The sequence below is a fragment of the Embleya sp. NPDC127516 genome (assembly GCF_044765325.1).
Lineage (GTDB): Bacteria > Actinomycetota > Actinomycetes > Streptomycetales > Streptomycetaceae > Embleya.
Genome location: NZ_JBIWJT010000001.1, coordinates 111,571 through 131,101, shown reverse-complemented (window position 1 = coordinate 131,101; position 19,531 = coordinate 111,571). Strand labels below are relative to the sequence as shown.

The 19,531-nt window shown below is 71.2% G+C and carries 18 protein-coding genes; 12 read left to right on the top strand and 6 right to left on the bottom strand.

The window, feature by feature from the left end; all coding sequences use genetic code 11:
* Positions 1 to 83: 83 nt before the first annotated feature.
* Positions 84 to 677, bottom strand: coding sequence for an adenylyl-sulfate kinase (gene cysC, locus ACIRL2_RS00575; RefSeq protein ID WP_395859689.1), 594 nt, complete (start codon positions 675 to 677; stop codon positions 84 to 86).
* A gap of 390 nt (positions 678 to 1,067) precedes the next feature.
* Between cysC and ACIRL2_RS00570 the strand changes: the two genes are divergently transcribed.
* Positions 1,068 to 2,324 carry a sulfotransferase family protein gene (locus ACIRL2_RS00570; protein ID WP_395859688.1) on the top strand — a complete coding sequence of 419 codons (1,257 nt, stop codon included), beginning with the start codon at positions 1,068 to 1,070 and terminating at the stop codon, positions 2,322 to 2,324.
* 1 nt (position 2,325) lies between these two features.
* Entirely contained in the window at positions 2,326 to 3,636 is a 1,311-nt protein-coding gene (locus ACIRL2_RS00565; RefSeq protein ID WP_402229114.1) for a DUF1214 domain-containing protein, read from the top strand.
* Between the two features lie 135 nt (positions 3,637 to 3,771).
* On the opposite strand, the gene ACIRL2_RS00560 is transcribed toward ACIRL2_RS00565, so the two are convergent.
* From ACIRL2_RS00560 to ACIRL2_RS00540, 5 genes are all read right to left on the bottom strand, one after another.
* A complete protein-coding gene (locus tag ACIRL2_RS00560) occupies positions 3,772 to 4,290 on the bottom strand; it encodes an SRPBCC family protein (protein ID WP_395859686.1) in 519 nt (172 codons plus the stop codon).
* A gap of 37 nt (positions 4,291 to 4,327) precedes the next feature.
* Complete coding sequence (locus ACIRL2_RS00555; protein ID WP_402229112.1) at positions 4,328 to 5,794, bottom strand: MDR family MFS transporter; 1,467 nt, start codon at positions 5,792 to 5,794, stop codon at positions 4,328 to 4,330.
* A 265-nt stretch (positions 5,795 to 6,059) separates the two neighbouring features.
* A complete protein-coding gene (locus tag ACIRL2_RS00550; protein WP_395859684.1) occupies positions 6,060 to 6,383 on the bottom strand; it encodes a DUF2470 domain-containing protein in 324 nt (107 codons plus the stop codon).
* Positions 6,384 to 6,412: 29 nt separating this feature from the next.
* The gene (locus tag ACIRL2_RS00545; RefSeq protein ID WP_402229109.1) at positions 6,413 to 7,039 is read right to left on the bottom strand and encodes a neocarzinostatin apoprotein domain-containing protein; all 627 of its coding nucleotides are present in this window, start codon (positions 7,037 to 7,039) and stop codon (positions 6,413 to 6,415) included.
* Positions 7,040 to 7,090: 51 nt separating this feature from the next.
* Positions 7,091 to 7,798, bottom strand: coding sequence for a neocarzinostatin apoprotein domain-containing protein (locus ACIRL2_RS00540; RefSeq protein ID WP_402229106.1), 708 nt, complete (start codon positions 7,796 to 7,798; stop codon positions 7,091 to 7,093).
* A 532-nt stretch (positions 7,799 to 8,330) separates the two neighbouring features.
* Between ACIRL2_RS00540 and ACIRL2_RS00535 the strand changes: the two genes are divergently transcribed.
* The 10 genes from ACIRL2_RS00535 to ACIRL2_RS00490 all read left to right on the top strand — a co-directional run bounded on the left by ACIRL2_RS00535 (position 8,331) and on the right by ACIRL2_RS00490 (position 19,527).
* On the top strand, positions 8,331 to 9,020 hold the full coding sequence (locus ACIRL2_RS00535; RefSeq protein WP_395859681.1) for a heme oxygenase (biliverdin-producing): 690 nt from the start codon (positions 8,331 to 8,333) through the stop codon (positions 9,018 to 9,020).
* A 212-nt stretch (positions 9,021 to 9,232) separates the two neighbouring features.
* Entirely contained in the window at positions 9,233 to 10,216 is a 984-nt protein-coding gene (locus ACIRL2_RS00530; RefSeq protein WP_395859680.1) for an ABC transporter permease, read from the top strand.
* Positions 10,213 to 11,181 carry an ABC transporter permease gene (locus ACIRL2_RS00525; protein ID WP_395859679.1) on the top strand — a complete coding sequence of 323 codons (969 nt, stop codon included), beginning with the start codon at positions 10,213 to 10,215 and terminating at the stop codon, positions 11,179 to 11,181. The genes ACIRL2_RS00530 and ACIRL2_RS00525 overlap by 4 nt, the downstream gene beginning before the upstream one ends.
* Positions 11,178 to 12,761 carry an ABC transporter substrate-binding protein gene (locus ACIRL2_RS00520; RefSeq protein ID WP_395859678.1) on the top strand — a complete coding sequence of 528 codons (1,584 nt, stop codon included), beginning with the start codon at positions 11,178 to 11,180 and terminating at the stop codon, positions 12,759 to 12,761. The genes ACIRL2_RS00525 and ACIRL2_RS00520 overlap by 4 nt, the downstream gene beginning before the upstream one ends.
* Positions 12,761 to 13,735, top strand: coding sequence for an ABC transporter ATP-binding protein (locus ACIRL2_RS00515; protein WP_395859677.1), 975 nt, complete (start codon positions 12,761 to 12,763; stop codon positions 13,733 to 13,735). Before ACIRL2_RS00520 ends, ACIRL2_RS00515 begins: the two co-directional genes overlap by 1 nt.
* Positions 13,732 to 14,736 (top strand): oligopeptide/dipeptide ABC transporter ATP-binding protein, encoded by a 1,005-nt coding sequence (locus tag ACIRL2_RS00510; RefSeq protein ID WP_402229102.1) that lies wholly within the window; start codon positions 13,732 to 13,734, stop codon positions 14,734 to 14,736. Before ACIRL2_RS00515 ends, ACIRL2_RS00510 begins: the two co-directional genes overlap by 4 nt.
* Positions 14,737 to 15,247: 511 nt before the next feature.
* The gene (gene hpnC, locus ACIRL2_RS00505) at positions 15,248 to 16,147 is read left to right on the top strand and encodes a squalene synthase HpnC (RefSeq protein ID WP_395859675.1); all 900 of its coding nucleotides are present in this window, start codon (positions 15,248 to 15,250) and stop codon (positions 16,145 to 16,147) included.
* 10 nt (positions 16,148 to 16,157) lie between these two features.
* Positions 16,158 to 17,039: a presqualene diphosphate synthase HpnD gene (hpnD, locus tag ACIRL2_RS00500; RefSeq protein ID WP_395859674.1), complete on the top strand. Its 882-nt coding sequence runs from the start codon at positions 16,158 to 16,160 to the stop codon at positions 17,037 to 17,039.
* An 89-nt stretch (positions 17,040 to 17,128) separates the two neighbouring features.
* Positions 17,129 to 18,502 (top strand): hydroxysqualene dehydroxylase HpnE, encoded by a 1,374-nt coding sequence (gene hpnE, locus ACIRL2_RS00495; RefSeq protein ID WP_395859673.1) that lies wholly within the window; start codon positions 17,129 to 17,131, stop codon positions 18,500 to 18,502.
* On the top strand, positions 18,499 to 19,527 hold the full coding sequence (locus ACIRL2_RS00490) for a polyprenyl synthetase family protein (RefSeq protein WP_395859672.1): 1,029 nt from the start codon (positions 18,499 to 18,501) through the stop codon (positions 19,525 to 19,527). Before hpnE ends, ACIRL2_RS00490 begins: the two co-directional genes overlap by 4 nt.
* Positions 19,528 to 19,531 lie beyond the last annotated feature (4 nt).

Sequence of the window (19,531 nt, the reverse complement as noted above, 5' to 3'; positions counted from 1 at the left end):
CCGACCATACCGACCCGGCCGACCCGGCCGACCCGGCCCTCGCCTCGCCGACCCGATTCGATCCGGTCCCCGCCCAGCCCCGCCTACACTCCGAGCTTCAGCGTGTCCAACAGCGCGATCAGCCGCGCCGCCTGCTGCTCCGGGTCGCCATCCGCCGGGGTGAGGCGCAGTTCCGGTGCCTCCGGCGCCTCGTACGGGGCCGAGATCCCGGTGAAGTCGCCGATCTCCCCGCGGCGGGCCTTGGCGTACAGGCCCTTCGGGTCGCGACGTTCGCATTCCTCGATCGGGGTGTCCACGAACACCTCCAGGAACGGCAGTCCGTCCCGGGCGTGCAGGGCGCGGACCCGGTCGCGGTCGGCGCGGTACGGGCTGATCACCGGGACGATCGCGATCACACCCGCATCGGCGAACAGGCGGGCCACCTCGCCGACCCGGCGGATGTTCTCGGTCCGGTCCTCGGCCCCGAAGCCCAGGTCGCCGTTCAGTCCGAGCCGGACGTTGTCGCCGTCCAGGCGGTACGCGGTGATCCCACGCTCGACCAGGAGCCGCTCGGCGATCACCGCGACCGTCGACTTGCCCGAGCCCGACAGCCCGGTGAACCAGATTGTCGCCCCGAGCGCCGGACGCTGCTCGCGCGTCACTCCGCCCTCGTGCCAGACCACGTTGCGCTCGCTCACGACTCTCCATCCGCGTTGATTCGCGTTGATTCCGCGCTGATACCGAGGGTTCGTACGGTACGGGGCACCCCTCACCCTCCCGGATCCGGTCCGCCACCCGGACCACTCAGCCCCGAGCCCGAATCCGAACCCGAGCCGTACCCGGAGCCGAGCCGTACCCGGAGCCGGAACTCATGCAACCCGAGCCGGACTCAAGCGGGCAACCCGAGCCCGAACTCAAGTCGGCAACCCGAGCCGCACCCCGAGCCACCCCACCCCCCACAACCGCATCGCCGATCAGTATCTGACACCTCTTCAGATTTACCTTCACAAAGAGCTAATCTGCGGCGGGGTCGCGCCCACTCGGCGTCCGCCCGCGAACTCGAACGACGTGAGGGAGGCCGTACCGCCATGGCCTGGACACCGCCGCACCGCGCCGCCTGGACCGAGACCCTTGCCGCCGGCGACATCCCACCGCTCACCGACGATCTGGACCGGCCGTTCGCCGCCGCCGCGCTGATCGGCGAGGCCCAGGCCAGGACCGGACTGACCGACCCGGGCGAGGACGACGACCCCGGCTTCCGCGAGGGGTTGGACCGACTGCTCCACGCGCTGGAGCACGAGGCGAACCTGGACCGGGTGGGCCGCTGGTGGGCGCACACGTGGGTGGCCCGGCTCCTGGACGTGCGGCTTCAGGTGGCCCGCTACGTCCGGGACGATCCCGGCGTCCGCGACGAGCCGATCCAGCGCCCGATCTTCGTCACCGGCGGTCCCCGGACCGGGACTTCGATCCTGCATGCGCTGCTTGCCCGGGATCCGGCGAACCGGGTGCCGGCCACCTGGGAGTTCCTGCGCCCGGTTCCGCCGCCGGAGCCCGCGACCCGGGACGCCGACCCGCGGATCGGGCTCGCCGAGCGCGAGATCCGGTTCATCACGAGTGCGGTGCCGGCCATGGACGCGATCCACGAGAAGAGCGGCACGCTGCCCAAGGAATGCATCAGCGCGCATGCGCTCGCGTTCCGATCCGAGGACTTCACCGGGCAGTTCGCGATCCCGTCCTACGCCGCGTGGTTGGCCGAGTGCGACATGCGACCCGCGTACGCCTATCACCGGCTCGTGTTGCAGATCCTCCAGCGCCGAACGCCGGGGGAGACCCGCTGGGTGCTCAAGTCACCCGCGCACCTGCTGACCCTGGACGCGCTGGTCGACGTGTACCCCGATGCGCGGCTCGCGGTGACCCATCGCGATCCGCTCACCGTGCTGGCCTCGTTGAGCAGCCTGATCGCCACGATCCACCACGCGTACGGCAATCCGTCCGACATTCGGGACGTCGCCCGCACCCAGAGCGCCCTGTGGTGCACCGCGTACGACCGGCTCACCGCGTTTCGTGACGCGGGTCGGGTCGCCGAATCCGACTGGCACGACTCGGCCTACGCCGACTTCATGCGCGACCCGATCGCGGTGGTGGGCGAGTTGTACGCCACATTCGGTCTGGATCTCACCACCGTGGCCGAGACGGCGATGCGCGCGTACCTGACCGAACGGCCCCAGGGTAGGCACGGGAGGCACAACTACTCGTTCGACGACCTCGGATTGGCCCGGGAGGACGTACGATCTCGGCTGACGGACTATCAGAAGCGGTTCCTGGTCCCGACGGAAGAGATCTGACGTGCAGTCGAACGAACTCCGCGCGAACGACCCGCACCAGCAAGTCCCGCACCAGCAAGCACCGCAACGGCAAGTCGCGAACGACCGCCACCACCACGACCGGCACCACCACGACCCGCGTCGCAACGACCCACCCGCGCACGACGTGGTCAACGGCACCGCGTGGCGAGCCTATTGCGAGCGCATGGCCGCCCTCGGCGACCGCATCCTGGAGGCCGACTTCCCCGGCGCGACCGACGCCGACCGAGCCGAGGGCATCCGGCACCTGGCCAATCAGGTCGCCTGCTGGCTGACCTACCAACTCGCCGCGACCGACCCGCAGAACCCGGCCTTCTTCACCCACAACGACCTCGCCTACCGCTGGGGCGGGCCGAACGTGGACCAGAACGCGCGCCGCGCGCCGATCGCGGGGGACGGCGTGTACCGGCTCACCGTGACGATGAACGCGTGCGAGAAGTTCGTACTCCAGGTCAAACCGGGGGACATGCACTCCGGGCGGACCGACATCGTCGCCGAGACCTCCTCGACCGCGCTGGGCGTCGGGCCCGGCGACACCGTCGAGATCATCCTCAGCGCCACCGAGCAGCCCGGGAACTGGGTCCCCCTCACACCGGACGCCCGGGTTCTGCACGTACGCGACTACTACTTCGACTGGAAGCCGGAACAGCCCGCCATGCTCGCCCTCGAACGCCTGGACACCCAGGGGCGACCGGCCGCACGGGTGACCCCGGAGCGGGTCGCGGGCATGCTCGACGGCGCCGCGACGTCGGTGGAGAACTCGATCGACGTCTGGAACGACTGGGTGCGCACCACCGGCGACCGGCAGGCGGTGAACACGTTCAGTACGCCGGCCACGGTGGCCGGCGGGGTCAAGGAGGTCGTGTACGGCTTCGCGCGGGTGCGGCTGACGGATGATCAGGTGCTGATCGTGGAGACCGACCCCCGCGTCTCCGGGCAGTGGGATCTCCAGCTCTACAGCCCCGGTTGGTTCGAGTCGCTCGATTTCGCCAACCGCCAGACCTCGCTCAATCACGTGCAGGCCGAGCGCGATCCCGACGGGCTGATCCGGGTCGTGATCGGCGCGGTGGACCCCGGCGTACCGAACTGGCTGGACACCGAGGGGCGAACGGAGGTTTTCGCGACGCACCGCTGGCTCGACCCCCGCGAACAACCCACCGTCCGGGCTCTGGTGGTCCCCCGCCACGAGGTCCGCGACCACCTCGTCCCGACCACCCGCACGGTCGACGAACCGGAACGCCGCGAAACGATGCGAAGGCGCTCCGCGCACGTCTCGTGGCGCTTCCGGGCCTGACGTCGGATCGACGCCGACACCGACACCGCCATCGACGCCGACACGTCCTGCCACATCCGGCGGGCGGGACCGAACGCCCGGACGGCCGCTCGCTCCCGGGCCGACGTCGTCAGCCCGGTTCGGCGTCGACGTGCGTCAGCCGGTCTCTTCCACGTACCCCGCCAAGTTGGCGAGCGAGGAGGCGATTCCGACCTCGTGTGCCGCCTGGTCGATGCCGGGCGGCACATCCGTGGCGGTGACGGTCACCCTGGTCGCGTCCCCGCCACGGTTACTGCCACTGCCACTGCCACCACCGCCACTGCCACCGCCATCATCGGCAACGAGGTGCCAGGTCATCGTCATGGTCCCCGCGTACGACGGGTCGTCGGCCTCGAACACGGCCCGCTGCACCACGCGCTCCGCCCGCACCAGTTCACCGAACTCGACGTCGACGACATCCGTCGCGTCCGAGGTCTTGCCGGGGCTGTCGGTGGGGTCGAGGTAGGTGAGGACCATCCGGAACCCGCCACCGGGCCGCGGATCCCACCGCTCGATCCGCCCGCGCATGCCCTCCGGCGGCAACCAGGTCTCGAGGGACTCCCGGTCCAGGAGGGCGTCGTAGACGGTCGCCGGTGATGCCGCGATCACCCGACTCGCACGGTCGGTCCTGTCCATGGCCCGAGTGTAGGCAGCCGACGGCCGGAACCTCGGATCAGACCGTTGCGCTCTCCGTCTCCGGCTTCGGGGCGGGGACGACCTCGGTCTTCTTGCGGAGCGTGGAGGCGGCGTCCGAGTCGCGGATGGTCAGGGCGGCGATCGCGCCGAGGACCGCGAGGCCGGCCGCGACCAGGAAGGCCACGTGGTAGGCGTGCAGGTTCGGGCTCGGGGCGCCGCCGGAGTGGATGGTCATCGTGCCGATTCCGGCGAGCACGCTCGCCAGTAGCGCGACGCCGAGGGCCGAGCCGAGTTGGCGCTGCACGTTGAAGAGGGTCGAGGCGCGGCCGTTGTCGGCCGGCGCGGTACGCGCGAACGCCGCCGCCTGCATCGGGATCATCACGTGCGCCATCGAGGCACCCGTGCAGAACATCAACACCACGATCAGTACGGCCGAGGTGTCGCCGTCGACCAGAGCGAGCAGCGCCGCGCACGCGCCGATGCCGAGCAGGCCGCCCGCCATCAGTCGGCGCGGACCGACCACCGGGTACAGGCGCGAGACCCACTGGGTGGCGATCACCACACCGAACGCCTCGGGGAAGGTGAGCAGGCCGGTCTCCAGGGCGCTCTTGCCGAACGCCTGCTGCTGCATCAGCGGGAAGACGTACAGCACGCCCAGGAACGCCGCGGAGTTGACCATCGACACCACGTTGGTGCTCACGAACAGCCGATCGCGGAGCAGCCGCAGGTGCAGCATCGGCTCCTTGACCCGCAGTTCGACGAAGACCATCGCGATACACAGGATCAGCCCGGAGATCCCGGTGGACAGGATGATCGGCGAGCCCCAGCCCTTGGTCGCGCCCTCGCTCAGCGCGTACATCAGCAGCGCGAAGCCGGCCCCGGAGAGCACGAAGCCGGGCAGGTCGAAGCGACCGGCCTTGGGGTTCTTGTACTCCTCCAGGAAGATCAGGCCGAACACGAACGCGGCCACGCCCACCGGCAGGTTGATGTAGAAGACCCAGCGCCAGGACGCCTTGTCCACGAGCAGGCCGCCGAGCACCGGGCCGAGCGCGGGTGCCAGGGCGGTGGGGACCATCAGGATGCGGGACGCGCGCACGCGCTCCTCGGGCGGGAAGACCCGGAACATCATCGCCATGCCGACCGGCGTCAGCATGCCGCCGCCCGCGCCCTGGAGGATGCGGAACAGCACCAGTTGGTCGATGCTCTGGGCCAGCCCGCACAGCGCGGACGCGCCGGTGAACAGGGCGAGCGCGATCAGGAAGATGCGCTTGGTGCCGAAGCGGTCGCCGAGCCAGCCGGACGCGGGGATGAACACCGCGAGGCTGACCAGGTAGCCGACCGCGACCGTGGCCAGGCTCGCCTGGGAGGCGCCGAGGTCCTTGCCGATCGCCGGCAGCGCGACGTTGATGATGGTGATGTCGAGGATGTTGACGAACATCGCGGCGACGAAGACGGCGCCGACCACGACCTTCTGGCTGAGGCGAGACGCGGATATGGGCGGCATACGGCAGGGGCCTTCGTTCGGGGAGGGTGCGTGGAGGGCGGGAGGGGGAGGCGAGAGCCGAGTGTGGAGGCGAAGCCTGATACTGAGCGAAGCTCACTATATCTTTTCGTACAGGTGCATACGACAGGTTTTTCCCGACCGGACCAACGCCGACGGCCCGGGAGAGCTTCCTCCCGGGCCGTCGGCGTGACGCTTGTTACAGGTGGTCGGGTCTGACAGGTGGTCGGGCCGGTCGGCCCGCCGGTTCCCTACCGGTCGACCGCGCTCAGTGCTCGCCCTCGCCGCGCGCCGGCACACCGAGTGCCTTGCACGCGTCGTTGTACTGCGTGACGACCTCGACCCGCACGTCCCGGCGCTCGGTGATCGAACGACTCCACGGCACCCGCACCGCGACCGGTTCGCCGGCAACGATCGCCGAGTAGTACGCCGCGTCGCCGTCCAGACCGGTCATCGTGGCCGAGGTGGCCTCCGGCTGCCCGCCCAGGCCGCGCGAGATCAGCAGACAGTCGTCGGGGTGGTCGTCGTTCATGTGCTTGCAGACGGCGGTGATCGCGTCCGCTCCGAACGGGTTGACGCTCGCCTCGCTCATGCGGGTCGCCTCCAGCGGTAGGGGTGGGATCAGGCGCGTGCGGAGTCGCGGCGTCGACGAGACGCGGCGACCGCACCCACGCCGACCACCAGCATGCCCGCGCCGACATAGGCGAGCTGCGTGCTCGACGAACCGGTCTTGGGCAACTTCGGCTCGCCGGCCTCGGTGGTGGCGCCGGTCTGCGGCGTCGTCGTGGCAGGCGCCGCGGGCGCGGCGGCGCCGAAGGTCACCGGGACCCACACGTCCTGGTCGCGGTTGGCCAGGTCGGTGTGGTCGTTGAAGGTGGCCACGAAGCACGCGGTGGCGGCGCAGTCCACCTTCTTCTTGTCCTTGCCCTCGAAGCTCTGCGCGGGCTTGATCTTGACCGAGAAGGTACCGTCCGCGCCGACCTGCGGGACGTAGCCCGCGTTGCCGTACTGGGTCGGCACGCCGCCGGCCGGCTTGGCCACGGTCTGCGCGATGTACACGCCCTTGCCCGGCTTGTAGCCCTTGCCGGTGACGGTGATCTCCTCGCCGCCGCCGGCCAGCCCGGTCGACTTGGACAGGGTGATGGTGGGGGCGTCGGCGGCCGACGCGGGGGCGGCGGCGAAGGTGGTGAGGCCGAGGCCGGCGATCGCGCCGGCGGCGACGGCCGCGGCGGTACGGGACTTGCGCATATGTGGACTCCGGAAGCTGGGAACGAGCTCGGTGGGTCGGGGGAGGCCGGGTCAGGCGCCCTGGCGCCGGCGCTTGACCACCACGCCGACGGCCACCAGGACCACCACGACCGCGGCGACCACCCCGATGATCAGGCCGGTGTTGCTGCTGTCGTCGTCCTCGTCCCGCGCCGAGGTCTTCGCGGTGTCGGCACCGGGCGAGGCGGCGGGGGCGGCGGCCGAGGACGGCGGCGCACCACCCGCGCCGGGAGCGCCGGCCTGGGGAGCGGCGGTGGCCGGCCCGGGGCTCGCGGGCAGGCCCGGAGCCTCGCCCGCGAAGCCGATCGGGAGGTAGACCTCCTGCGTACGGTCCTTGCCGTTGGCCGAGTTGGACGTCGCGATGGCGCACCGGGTCTTGAGGCAGTCGACCGTGCCGAACTTGGCGGCGACCTTGACGTCGGTGCTGAACGAGCCGGTCGCGTCCGCCTCGGTGGGGCCGCCGAACGAGCCCATGTCGCACGCGCGGCCCGCGCCCTGGGCGGGGTCGCACGGCAGGATGAACAACCGTACGCCGGGCGTGAAGCCCTTGCCGACCAGCTTGACCACGTCGCCCGCCGGGTTCAGCCCGGTGGTCTTCTCCGCGGTCAGCGTGGCCTTGCCCGCCGCCGGGGTGCCGCTCGCGTGCGCGGGGCTCGCGAGGCCGACGAGCGCCCATGCGAGAAGGAGGGTCGCGATCGCGGCGACGGTGCCGCCGAGGCGTCCGGTGCGGGCTGGGCTCACGTTGTGTCCTCTGGGCCGACCGTACGACTGCGTACGGAATGATTGGAGGTGAGGCTATCCTAAGACCGGGCCGGATCACCCGGACTTCCGGGGGTTGCCCGCGAGGCCGTCCGGGAACGGTGTGAGAACCGCATGACGGCGCCGAACGACAACGGTGCGCAAACCGCGCGACAACGCCGTACTCGAACGACGCGAAACCGCGTGACGACGGTGCCGCGGCGGCCCGATCGAGGAGCCGGCCCGCCGCGCGCGATCGCCGCCCCGGGTCGACCGAGACCCGCCGCGTCCCCACCGACACCCCCCGCCGACAACGTGCCGACAAGTTGTCGGTAACTTATTGACGGCACCGCATGGCGCCACACAGACTGCGAGGGCCGGCGGAAACGGGCGGCGACCCGAATCCCCGCGAGCGCTTCGCCATGGGCGGAACGCCGAATCCGCACGGGCGAAGCCGCCTGATCCGTCATAGTTCGCACCGTACGCACTCACTCGTGCGCGTTCGGTAGATCTTGTCGCACCTAGGGGAAACCTCATGACCACGACCGAGACCGCCGAAACCGCCGGTGCCACCCCGACCTTCGCCGAGTCGCTGCGCAAGCGCTCGTGGGCCTTCCACCAGGAGGCCGAGGGTTCGGGCTTCCTGGAGGCGCTGATGAAGGGCGAGCTGACCCGGGACGCGTACACCGCGATGGTGGCCCAGCACTACTGGGCCTACGTCGTGCTCGACGACGCCGCGGACACCATGCGCAACGACCCGATCGGCGCCCCGTTCGCCGACGCGCGACTGGATCGCCGGGCCATTCTCGAGGCCGACATGCTCTTCCTGGCCGGCGAGAACTGGAAGCAGGAGTGGCCCGCGAACGATGCCACCGTGCGCTACGCCGACCGGATGCGGGAGAAGTGCTACGACTGGGCCGGCGGCTTCGTCGCGCACCACTACACCCGCTACCTCGGTGACATGTCCGGCGGCCAGTTCATCGCCAAGCAGATGCGCAAGCACTACGACCTGCCCGGCACCCAGGGCAGCGACTTCTACGTGTTCGACCAACTCGGCGACCTGACCGTGTGGAAGGACGCCTACCGCGCGGCGATGAACAACGCGCCGTGGGACGCCGAGGAGCAGGAACTGGTGATCCAGGAGGTGCTGTTCGCGTACGACATCAACAGCGCCGTGCTGCGTGAGCTGGGTCGGGACCTGGAGCGGTTCCGCAAGACCGCCTGAACGACCGGCACCGCCTGCACGACCCACACCGCCTGCACGACCGAGACCGCCTGCACGACCCACACCGCCTGCACGACCGAGACCGTCCGAACGACCGAGACAGCCTGAATGCCGGCGGAACGCCACGTTCCGCCGGCACCGCACGACCCGGGGGCCCACCGTCCGATGCGCCGTCCGACAATGGATGGCGCATCGGATCGGCAGGGAGAGTGATGACGAACTACCTGGTGCGGCGGGTCCTGGGCGTCGTCGTGGTGATGTTCGCCGTCGTGACCGGCCTGTTCCTGCTGCTGCACGCGTCCCCGGTGAGCCCGGTCAACCAGCTCGCGCCGCAGGTCGCGGCCGATCCGGTGGCCCGTGCCGCGGTCGAGCACCGGATGGGTCTGGACCGGCCGTTGGTGACCCAGTACCTCGACTATGTCGGCGACGCGCTGCGCGGTGACTTCGGCACCTCGCTCTACGACGGCACCTCGGTCGCCGGGCAACTCGGCCGCGCGCTGCCGATCTCGCTCGAACTCGGCTTGCTCGCCTGCGTGTTCGCGGTGATCCCGGCGGTGCTGCTGGGTGTGTGGTCGGTGCTGCGCCGCGGTGGGGTGGTCGATCACGGGACGCGGGTGCTGAGCGTGGTGGCGATGTCGTTGCCGGGCTACTGGCTGGCCGTGATCGCGCTCGTGGTGGTCGGCGACAGCCATCCCGATCTGCTGCCCAACGCGGGCGGCTTCGTCAGCTTCGGCGAGGATCCCGCGACCAACCTCAAGGTGCTCGTCTTGCCCGCGATCGTGCTCGGCCTGGCCACCTTCGCGATGCTCACCCGCTCGTTGCGTGGCGGGCTGGCCGACGCGATGGCCTCGGACCATGTGCTGTTCGCCCGCGCGATGGGCGGTTCGCGGCTGCTCACGCTGCGTCGGGTGGCGCTGCGCGGCGCGCTGCTGCCGACGCTGACCGTGGCCGGCGTACTGCTCGGCGGGTTGTTGTCGGGCACCGTACTGATCGAGAACGTCTTCCAGATCCCCGGGATCGGCCAACTGATGGTCACCGCGTTCCAGCGGCAGGACTACCCGCTCGCGCTCGGCGCTTGCGTGGCGACCTCGGCCATCTTCCTGCTGTTGAACCTGGTGGTCGACCTGCTCTACCCGCTGCTGGATCCGCGCACCGCGGCGGGCGTCACCCGGGACAAGCTCGGACGGGCCGCGTGAGGGCCCGACCGCGCCTGCCGCGATGGGGCGTGGCCGGTTGGATCGGCCTGGCCTGCGTCCTGCTCTACCTCCTGGTGGCCACCGTCGGCCGGCTGCACGGCGACCCCACCGCGCTGGTGACCGCGGGCCCCGAGGCGCCCTCGTTCGCGCACCCCTTCGGCACCGACCACCTCGGCCGCGACCTGCTGGCCCGGACCGCCGAGGGCGCCTGGACCTCGCTGTGGATCTGCCTGACCTCGATCGGCTTCGCGGTCGCGGTCGGCATGCCGCTGGGCGTGCTCGCCGGATATCGGCACGGCGGGCGCCTGGACGGCCTGCTGATGCGCTCGGTGGAAACCCTCCAGGCCCTGCCGCAGTTCGTCTTCGTGATGTTCCTGATCGGTCTGATGGGCACCGCGGACATGCACTTCGGGCCGATCACCGTGGGCAACGGACCCCGGGTGGCGCTCGCCATCGGGCTGGGCTTCGTGCCCTACTTCGCCCGGGTCGCGCGCGGCGCGACGGTGGTGGAGATGCGCGAGGACTACGTCACCAACCTGCGCGGACTGGGCGTGCCCACCCGGGAGATCCTCTTCCGCGAGGTGCTGGTCAACGTCTGGCCGCCGGTGCTCGGCCAGGCCTGCCTGGCGATGGCCATCGCGGTCTTCGCGGAGGGCGGCCTGAGCTTCCTGGGCCTGGGCGTGGCCCCGCCGCAGGCCACGCTGGGCAACCTGATCGCCGACGCCGGCGGGCAGATCATCGGCGGCGACTGGTGGTACGCGACGCTGCCCGGCACCGTCCTGGTGCTCGGGATCCTGGGCTTCAACCTGCTCGGCGACACATCCGCCGGCGCCCGACCACGTCCCGCGGCGGCCGGCCCGACCACACGCCGGATCCCCAGGCAGACCCGGGCCACAAAGCCGACCCAGGCCGCAAAGCAGTCCCCGACCCTCGAGCAGACTCCCACTCCCAAGGAGATCCCGTGACCCCGGTGCGCACAGTCGGCCTGAACCGTCGAGGCTTTCTCGGCCTCGCGGCGCTCGCGGCGACCGGCGGCACGGGCGTGCTCACCGCGTGTTCGAGCTCCTCCGGGGCCAAGCGGGTGGCCGATCGCCACAAGGACGGCATCCTGCGGATCGGCGTCGCCTCCGCGCCCGGCAGCCTGAACCCGCTGGACTCCGGCTCGGAGATCACCCGGTGGATCGCCGAGCCGATCATGGAGAGCCTGTACGGCTACGACGCCAAGCTCGCCTCGGTGCCGCTGCTCGCGGATGGCGAACCGCAGATCAGCGACGACAAGCTGGCCTGGACGATCCGGCTGCGTCAGGGCGTGGTGTGGCACGACGGCACGCCGTTCACCGCCGACGACGTGGTGGCCACCCTCGCGCACATGCTCGACCTCTCGGCCGGCAGCGAGTGGATCACCTACATGCTCGGCTACCTCTCCCGGTTCGAGCGGGTCGACGAGCACACCGTGCGGATCGTGCTGAGCAAGCCGTACGGCCTGCTGCGCTCGCACCTGACCAACCTGCCGATCACGCACCGCGACTACGTGGCCCGCAAGGACACGATGATGGGCACCGGGCCGTACCGGTTGGACCGGTTCGTGGCCGGCCAGAGCTTCACCCTCTCCCGCTTCGACCGCTACCACGGCGGCCAGTACGCCGCCGGCGCCGCGCCCGCGTTCGCCGGCATGGAGTACACGGTCTTCGCCGACGCCAATACGCGCGTGCTGAGCCTGCGCCAGGGCAAGGTCGACCTGATCACCGCACCGTCCTTCGCCACCTTCGACATGATCCGCAAGGACAAGTCGCTCGCGCTGGTGCTCACCGAGGCGCCGTTGGACGTGCTCAGCTACGTGATGATGAAGAAGGAGCCGTTCAACGATCCCGATTTCCGCAAAGCGGTCGCGCTGTCGATGGACCGCCAGGGGGTGTTGCAACGGGTGTACGGCGGCGAGGGCACGGTGGGCCAGGGCCCGATCGGGCCCGCCGAACTCGGCTGGGATCCCACCTTCAAGCCGTTCGCACCCGCGCCGGACCTGGAGCGGGCCCGCGCGCTGCTGGCCCGGGCGAAGACGGCCAAGCGTTCGTTCACCGTGACCATCGGCACCAACCAGGGGATCCGCGACATCGCCCAGGTGCTGGTGGCGGGCTGGAAGCAGATCGGCCTCGACGTCACCATCGAGCAACTCGCGGGCGGGCCGTGGTCGAACAAGTGGCTCTCGCGCGACTACGACATGCTGATGAACACGTTCTCGTCCGGGTTCACCTCCGGCCCGGCGAACTACCTCACCCTCGCGCCCGCCGGCTCCACCAACGTGCTCTCCTGCGGCTACGCCAACCCCGAGGTGGACAAGCTGATCGACACCGTCTGGCAGACCTCGGACGACGCCGAGCGGGCGGCCGCGCTCGGCCGGGTGGACAAACTGCTCGCCGAGGACGCGGTGATCACCCCGCCCGCCTATCCCAAGCTCGCCCTCGCCCAGCGCGCCGAACTGTCCCCGCTGGACCCGACGATGTTGCGGATCAGCCGGCTGGACCCGCAACACCTGCGGTTCGTGTGATGGACGGTGCGACCGCGGCCGAGGTGCCGCTGCTGCGGGTGCGCGACCTCGACGTCGACTACCGGGGCCCGGCCGGGCCGGTGCCCGCGGTGCGCGGGGTCTCCTTCGACGTGGCACCCGGCGAGATTCTGGGCCTGGTCGGCGAGTCGGGCAGCGGCAAGAGCAGCGTGTGCGCCGCACTGATGGGCCTGCTGCCGGACGGCGCGCGGCGTACGGGCGGCATCGAGTTCCAAGGCGAGGACCTGGCCGGCATGCGGGAGCGGGACCTGCGCCGGATCCGGGGGCGCAGGCTGGCGTTCGTACCCCAGCAGCCGATGACCTCGCTCGCGCCGACCACGCCGGTGCTGCGCCAACTGCGCTGGTACCTGGGCGATCGGCTGGACGACGTCGAGGTCCGCGAGACGCTGATCGGGATCGGTCTGGGGCCGGTCCTGGAGCGCCCGCGCGATCTGCCCGGCGGGTTCTCCGGCGGGCAGCTCCAGCGCGTGGTGATCGCGATCGCCGCGCTCGCGCACGAGCCCGCGCTGCTGCTCGCCGACGAGCCGACCACCACCTTGGACGCCACCGTGCAGGCACAGGTGTTGCGGCTGTTGTTGACCCTGCGGGACAAGCTCGGACTCGCCCTGGTCTACGTCTCGCACGACCTCGCGGTGGTCTCCACGATCTGCGACCGGGTCGGTGTGATGTACGGCGGGCGCCTGGTGGAGACCGCGCCGGTCCGGGAGATCTTCGCCGCGCCCAGGCACCCGTACACCCGGGCGCTGATCGCCGCGATGCCCGCGACGACGCCGGCGGATCGGCCGCTGCGCGCGGTCGAGGGCAGCGCGGACGGCGCGAACCTGCTGCCCGGATGCCCATTCGCACCGCGCTGCCCGCACGTGCTGGACGTGTGCCGCGAACGCATGCCGGCCGCGGCCCGACACGGCGCGAGCGACGTGTGCTGCCACTGGGTGGACGAGGAGGCCGGCCGGTGAGCGCGCTGTTGACGGTGGACGGGCTGACCCGTCGATACGTCCTGCCCAAACCGTTCGGCCGGCGGGCCGAGCCGCGGGTCGTGCCCGCCGCCGAGGACGTCTCGTTCGAGGTCGCGGCCGGCGAGGTGCTGGCCGTCGTCGGCGAGTCCGGCTCCGGCAAGACCACCGTCGCGCGTGTGCTCGCGGGCTTGGACACCGCGACCTCGGGCACGGTCGCGCTGGCCGGCCGCACCCTGTCCGGCGAGCGCGGCCCGGCGGATCAGCGCCTGGTACAACTCGTCACGCAGAACCCGCGGGCCGCGTTCAACCGGCGCCGCTCGCTGCGGCACGCGCTGCATCAGCCGTTGCGTGTGCACGGGCTGGGCGCGAACCGGGCCGAGCGCGAGGAAGTGGTCCTGGCGATGGTCGAGCGGGTCGGCCTGACGGCGGATCATCTGGACCGGTTGCCCGGGGAGGTCAGCGGCGGCGAACTGGCCCGTTTGGTGCTCGCCCGCGCGTTGCTCGTGCGCCCGCGCGTGCTGGTCCTGGACGAGCCGACCGCGAGTCTGGACGCGAGCGTCAAGGCGACGGTGGTCAACCTGCTGCTGCGGCTGCGCACCGAACTCGGCCTGGCGATCGTGGTGATCACCCACGAGATCGACATCGCCCGCCGGCTCGCCGATCGCGTGGCGGTGATGTACCTGGGTCGGATCGTCGAACTCGGCCCGGCCGAGCGCGTGTTGGGCGATCCGCGGCACCCCTACCCGCGGATGTTGCTGGCGAGCGTGCCGGTGCCCGACCCGGGGCGGATCGGCCGGGCGAACGCGGCGTCGTTGGGCGAGGGCATCGTCGGTGAGGTGCCCTCGGCGCTCGCCCCGCCGGCCGGCTGCGCGTACCACCCGCGCTGCCCGTTCGCGACCGAGGTGTGTCGCGAACGGCGACCGCCGCTGGAGTCGCTCGGCGACGTCGAGGTCGCCTGTCACCATCCCCACTCCGGCCCGTCCGGGACCCCGAGCAGGTAGCGCGCGGATCGTAAGGCGACCGCGGTTCGACCCGGGCAGCGCATTCGGGTATCGATTCGGTGTACGGCGGCGTGTCGGCGCGCGCCGCTATCCTCCGGGTATTCCGCAAATCCGGAAAGTTGATCAACATTTCGCCGGCCACTCGCTTTATCGACCCCACTTGGTCCATTGCGCACGGATAATCGCCGTACTCCTCATGCGGAAGGCGGAACTCCGCACTACTCCGCAAGGAGGGGATCGCGCGACGAAACCTCCTCAGGTGCCCGGAAACCACCGGGGGACGCCGGACGTCCTGAGTGGTACGGGGATCGTCGGCGGTCCCCGAGAGGTGCGCGGTGATAACAAAAGTGTTTCGCGAAGGAAAAGTCCGGGTGAGCTATGACACGCGTGTTCTCGGTGCTTGATCGATCCGACTTCGATCGGGCAAGCTGAACCGTCAGACCGACCGGGACGGCACGAATTCCTGGCCAACTGTAATGTTGGGGATGTTTTCGGGGGTCCAGGGAGAGATATGGGGAGTGATTCCCGCGGTCTTGAGCGCGCGCCCGGCGCGAGCGACGAGGACTCGGCGGGCATCGACGCCGCGGTCGTCGACCCGGACGTGGTGATGCGCCAGGCCGGCCACGAGAACTTTCCCGTGGCGATGGGGATCCTGCGCCCCGACCACCGGCGCCACCTGCTGGCCGTCTACGGCTTCGCCCGCCTGGTGGACGACATCGGCGACGAGGCCGCGGGCGACCGGGTCGCCCAGCTCGACGCGTTCGAGGGCGACCTGCGCCGCGTCTACACCGGTACCCCGAAGCTCGAGGTGCTGCGCCGCCTGCAACCGAGCGTGCGCGAACTCGACCTGCCGATCGAACCGTTCCTGGGTCTGATCGAGGCCAACCGGCAGGATCAGGTGGTGCGCCGCTACGCGACGTACGAGGATCTGATCGCCTACTGCGCGCTGTCCGCGAACCCGGTCGGCCGGATCGTGCTGCACGTGTTCGGTCGCGCGAGCGAGGAACGCGTCGCGCGCTCCGACGAGATCTGCACCGCGCTCCAGATCGTCGAGCACCTCCAGGACGTCGCCGAGGACCTCGAACGCGACCGGATCTACCTGCCCAAGGAGGACCTGGATCGGTTCGGCGTCACCGAGGCCGACCTCGCGGCGCCCGCCGCCGCACCCTCGGTTCGGCGACTGGTCGCCTACGAGACACACCGCGCGACGCAGCTGCTGCGCCTGGGCGCACCGCTCGCGGGGACACTGCGAGGGCGCGAGCGCCTCGCGATCGCCGGGTTCGTGGCCGGTGGACGAGCGGCCGTGGCCGCGATCAAGGACGTCGGCTTCGACGTCCTGGCCCACCGGGCCAAGCCCGGCAAGGCCACCCTGCTGCGCGAGCTGTCCGGCGTACTGGTACGAAAGAGGTAAAAGGGGAACCATGGACGTCGACGCTTCGTATGCGTATTGCGAGCGCCTGACCCGCAATCAGGCACGCAACTTCTACTACGGCATCCGGCTGCTGCCCGAGCCCAAGCGCCTCGCGCTCAGCGCCGTGTACGCCTTCGCGCGAGAGATCGACGACATCGGCGACGGCGACCTGCCGGCCGACCGCAAGGTCGCGGAGCTGGCCCGGATGCGCAAACAACTCAAGGACCTGAGCGCGGATCGCGACCCGGTCGCGGTCGCGCTCGCCGACGCCGCGACCCGATTCCCGATCCCGCTGCCCGCGCTCGACGAACTGATCGACGGCGTCGAGATGGACGTGCGCGAGACCGAGTACGAGACCTTCGACGAGCTGCGGGTCTACTGCCGCTGCGTCGCGGGCACCGTGGGCCGGCTCTCGCTGGGCATCTTCGGCTCGCGCGATTCGCTGCACGCGCCCGATCTCGCGGACACCCTCGGCATCGCGCTCCAGATCACCAACATCCTCCGCGACATCAAGGAGGACAAGGACAACGGCCGGGTCTACCTGCCCCGCGAGGACCTGGCCAAGTTCGGCCTCGAGGACGCGTGGCACAAGGGCGGCCGGTTCACCCAGAGCGCGGCCTTCGAGGACCTGGTCCGGTTCGAGGGCAATCGCGCCGAGCAGCTCTTCGAGCGGGGTCTGACCCTGCTCCCGCTGCTCGACCGGCGCAGCGCCGCCAGCACCGGGGCGATGGCGGGCATCTACCGCCGGCTGCTGACCAGGATCATGGAGGAACCGGGCCAGGTGCTGATAGGCCGGCTCTCACTCCCGGGCTGGGAGAAGGCCGAGATCGCCGCACGCGCACTGGCCGGCCTGCCGGTCGGCGCGCGTTCGCTGCTCGCGCGCAGGCGGTGAACATCGATCGATGACCGGCCCCGGGCCGGAACGGGAAGCCGGTCGCAGGGGCCGGTACAGGGATTGATCACGTGGGTACGGAGCAAGGCATGAGCGCACGCATGGTGGTGATCGGGGGCGGCCTGGCGGGCATCACCGCCGCGCTGGCCGCCGCCGACGCCGGCGTCCGGGTCACCCTCCTGGAGGGCCGGCCCCGGTTGGGCGGCGCGACGTTCTCGCTGCGCCGCGACGACATGTGGCTCGACAACGGGCAACACGTGTTCCTGCGCTGCTGCACCGAGTACATCTCCTTCCTGGAGAGGATCGGCAGCGCCGACAAGGTCTACCTCCAGCCCCGGATGGACGTCCCGGTCCGCACGCCCTGGGGCACCCGCACCCGGCTGCGCCGCTCCGCGCTGCCCGCCCCGCTGCACCTGTCCTCGGCGCTGGCCCGCTACCCCCTGCTCACCATGGCCGGCCGGGCCCGAGTCGGCCTGGCCGCACTCGCCCTGCGCCGCCTGGACCCGGCCGACCCGGCCCTGGACGAACTCACCTTCGCCGCGTGGCTGGACCGCTTCGGCGTCACCGCCCGCGAGCGCGAGGCGATGTGGGACCTGATCGGCATCGCCACGCTCAACCTGCCCGCCACCGAGGCATCCCTCGGCATGGCCGTCAAGGTCTTCCGCACCGGCGTGCTCGACCGCAACGACGGCGCCGACATCGGCTGGAGCCTGGTCCCGCTCCAGGAACTGCACGGCGACGCGGCGACCCGCGCGCTGGAGCGCGCGGGCGTGCGGGTGCACCTGCGCACCCGGGTGGACGCGCTCGACGCCGGCGCCGGCGGGTTCGCCATACACGCCGACGGCGAGCGGATCGAGGCGGACGCGGTGGTGCTGGCCGTACCGCACTACGACGCGGCCCGACTGCTGCCCGCGGGCGCCCTGCTGCTCGGCGACATGCCCGCCGACCCGACCCTGCTCGCCGGCCTGGGCACCTCGCCGATCGTCAACCTGCACGTGCTCTACGACCGCCCGGTCCTGGACGTCCCGCTCGCCGCGGGCATCGGGAGCCCGGTCCAGTGGATGTTCGACCGCAGCGCCGGCCACGGACTGGCGGCCGGCCGCTACGTGGCCGTGTCGCTGTCCGCGGCGGGTCGGGAAATCGACCTGACGAGCGCACAGCTCCGGGATAGGTTCGTCCCGGAGTTGGCCCGCGTGCTGCCCTCGGCCCGAAACGCCCGGGTCGAGCGGTTCGTGGTGACCAAGGAGCGGGCCGCGACCTTCCGTCCCGCTCCCGGTTCGGGCCGGCTTCGTCCCGGCCCCCGGACCGCGGTCCCCGGTCTCGCCCTGGCCGGGGCGTGGACCGCCACCGGATGGCCCGCGACGATGGAGGGCGCCGTTCGCAGCGGCCTTTCCGCCGCCCGCGAGGCCCTCCCGCATCTCGGCCGCACCCGTGCCATTCCGGAGAGGACGACGCCGCTATGACGCTCGCCGACGCATCGATCGCCCCCGCCGTGCTCGATCGCGCGCGCGAGGCGAGCCGCCCCGCGCTGCGGGTCGCGACGGCCCGACTCGAACCGCCCCTGGCCCGTGTGGCCGCGTATCACATGGGGTGGGCCGACGAGGCCGGTCGCGAACTGCCCGGCAACGGCGGCAAGGCGCTGCGCCCCGCGCTCGCGCTGCTCTCCGCCGAGGCGGTCGGCGCGCCGACCGGCGTGGGCGTGCCCGGCGCCGTCGCGGTCGAACTCGTGCACAACTTCTCGCTGATCCACGACGACCTCATGGACGGCGACGAGGAACGTCGGCACCGGCCCACCGCGTGGAAGGTCTTCGGTCCGGGACTCGCCGTCCTGGCCGGTGACGGTCTGCTCGTGCTGGCCGAACAGGTCCTGATGGACGCCGACGACGCGGACGGCGATCGTGCCGCCCGACTGCTCACCGAGGCCACCGCCCGGTTGATCGACGGACAGTCCCAGGACCTGTCCTTCGAGGCCCGACTCGACGTCAGCGTCGAGGAGTGCCTGACCATGGCGGGCAACAAGACCGGGGCCCTGCTGGCCTGCGCGTCGGCGATCGGGGCGGCCCTCGCGGGCGCCGACGAACGCACCGTGCAGGCGCTGTACGGCTTCGGGCACCACCTAGGCGTCGCCTTCCAGGCGGTGGACGACCTGCTGGGGATCTGGGGACGACCCGAGGTCACCGGCAAACCCGCCTGGAACGACCTGCGCCGACGCAAGAAGTCCGTGCCGGTCGTCGCCGCCCTCTCGAGCGACACGACCGCCGGACGCGAGCTGGCGCGCATCTACACGGACGAAGGACCGCGCAACGAGGAGGGACTCGCCCTGGCCGCACGCCTGGTCGAGGAGGCGGGCGGACGTGCCCGCACCGAGACCGAGGCGGCACGGCGCCTGGAGCAGGCCATGGCCTGCCTGGACTCCCTGGACGTCCCGCAAGGTACCTACACGGACCTGACCTCACTCGCGGCCTTCACCACCACTCGGGAGTTGTGAAGAG

What these genes read in the sequence shown, in the direction of transcription:
- ACIRL2_RS00570 (WP_395859688.1), top strand. Translation starts at nt 1,068, where the DNA reads ATGGCCTGGACACCGCCGCACCGCGCCGCCTGGACCGAGACCCTTGCC.
- ACIRL2_RS00560 (WP_395859686.1), bottom strand. Translation starts at nt 4,290, where the DNA reads ATGGACAGGACCGACCGTGCGAGTCGGGTGATCGCGGCATCACCGGCG.
- ACIRL2_RS00555 (WP_402229112.1), bottom strand. Translation starts at nt 5,794, where the DNA reads ATGCCGCCCATATCCGCGTCTCGCCTCAGCCAGAAGGTCGTGGTCGGC.
- ACIRL2_RS00550 (WP_395859684.1), bottom strand. Translation starts at nt 6,383, where the DNA reads ATGAGCGAGGCGAGCGTCAACCCGTTCGGAGCGGACGCGATCACCGCC.
- ACIRL2_RS00545 (WP_402229109.1), bottom strand. Translation starts at nt 7,039, where the DNA reads ATGCGCAAGTCCCGTACCGCCGCGGCCGTCGCCGCCGGCGCGATCGCC.
- ACIRL2_RS00535 (WP_395859681.1), top strand. Translation starts at nt 8,331, where the DNA reads ATGACCACGACCGAGACCGCCGAAACCGCCGGTGCCACCCCGACCTTC.
- ACIRL2_RS00530 (WP_395859680.1), top strand. Translation starts at nt 9,233, where the DNA reads ATGACGAACTACCTGGTGCGGCGGGTCCTGGGCGTCGTCGTGGTGATG.
- ACIRL2_RS00515 (WP_395859677.1), top strand. Translation starts at nt 12,761, where the DNA reads ATGGACGGTGCGACCGCGGCCGAGGTGCCGCTGCTGCGGGTGCGCGAC.
- hpnC (WP_395859675.1), top strand. Translation starts at nt 15,248, where the DNA reads ATGGGGAGTGATTCCCGCGGTCTTGAGCGCGCGCCCGGCGCGAGCGAC.
- hpnD (WP_395859674.1), top strand. Translation starts at nt 16,158, where the DNA reads ATGGACGTCGACGCTTCGTATGCGTATTGCGAGCGCCTGACCCGCAAT.
- hpnE (WP_395859673.1), top strand. Translation starts at nt 17,129, where the DNA reads ATGAGCGCACGCATGGTGGTGATCGGGGGCGGCCTGGCGGGCATCACC.
- ACIRL2_RS00490 (WP_395859672.1), top strand. Translation starts at nt 18,499, where the DNA reads ATGACGCTCGCCGACGCATCGATCGCCCCCGCCGTGCTCGATCGCGCG.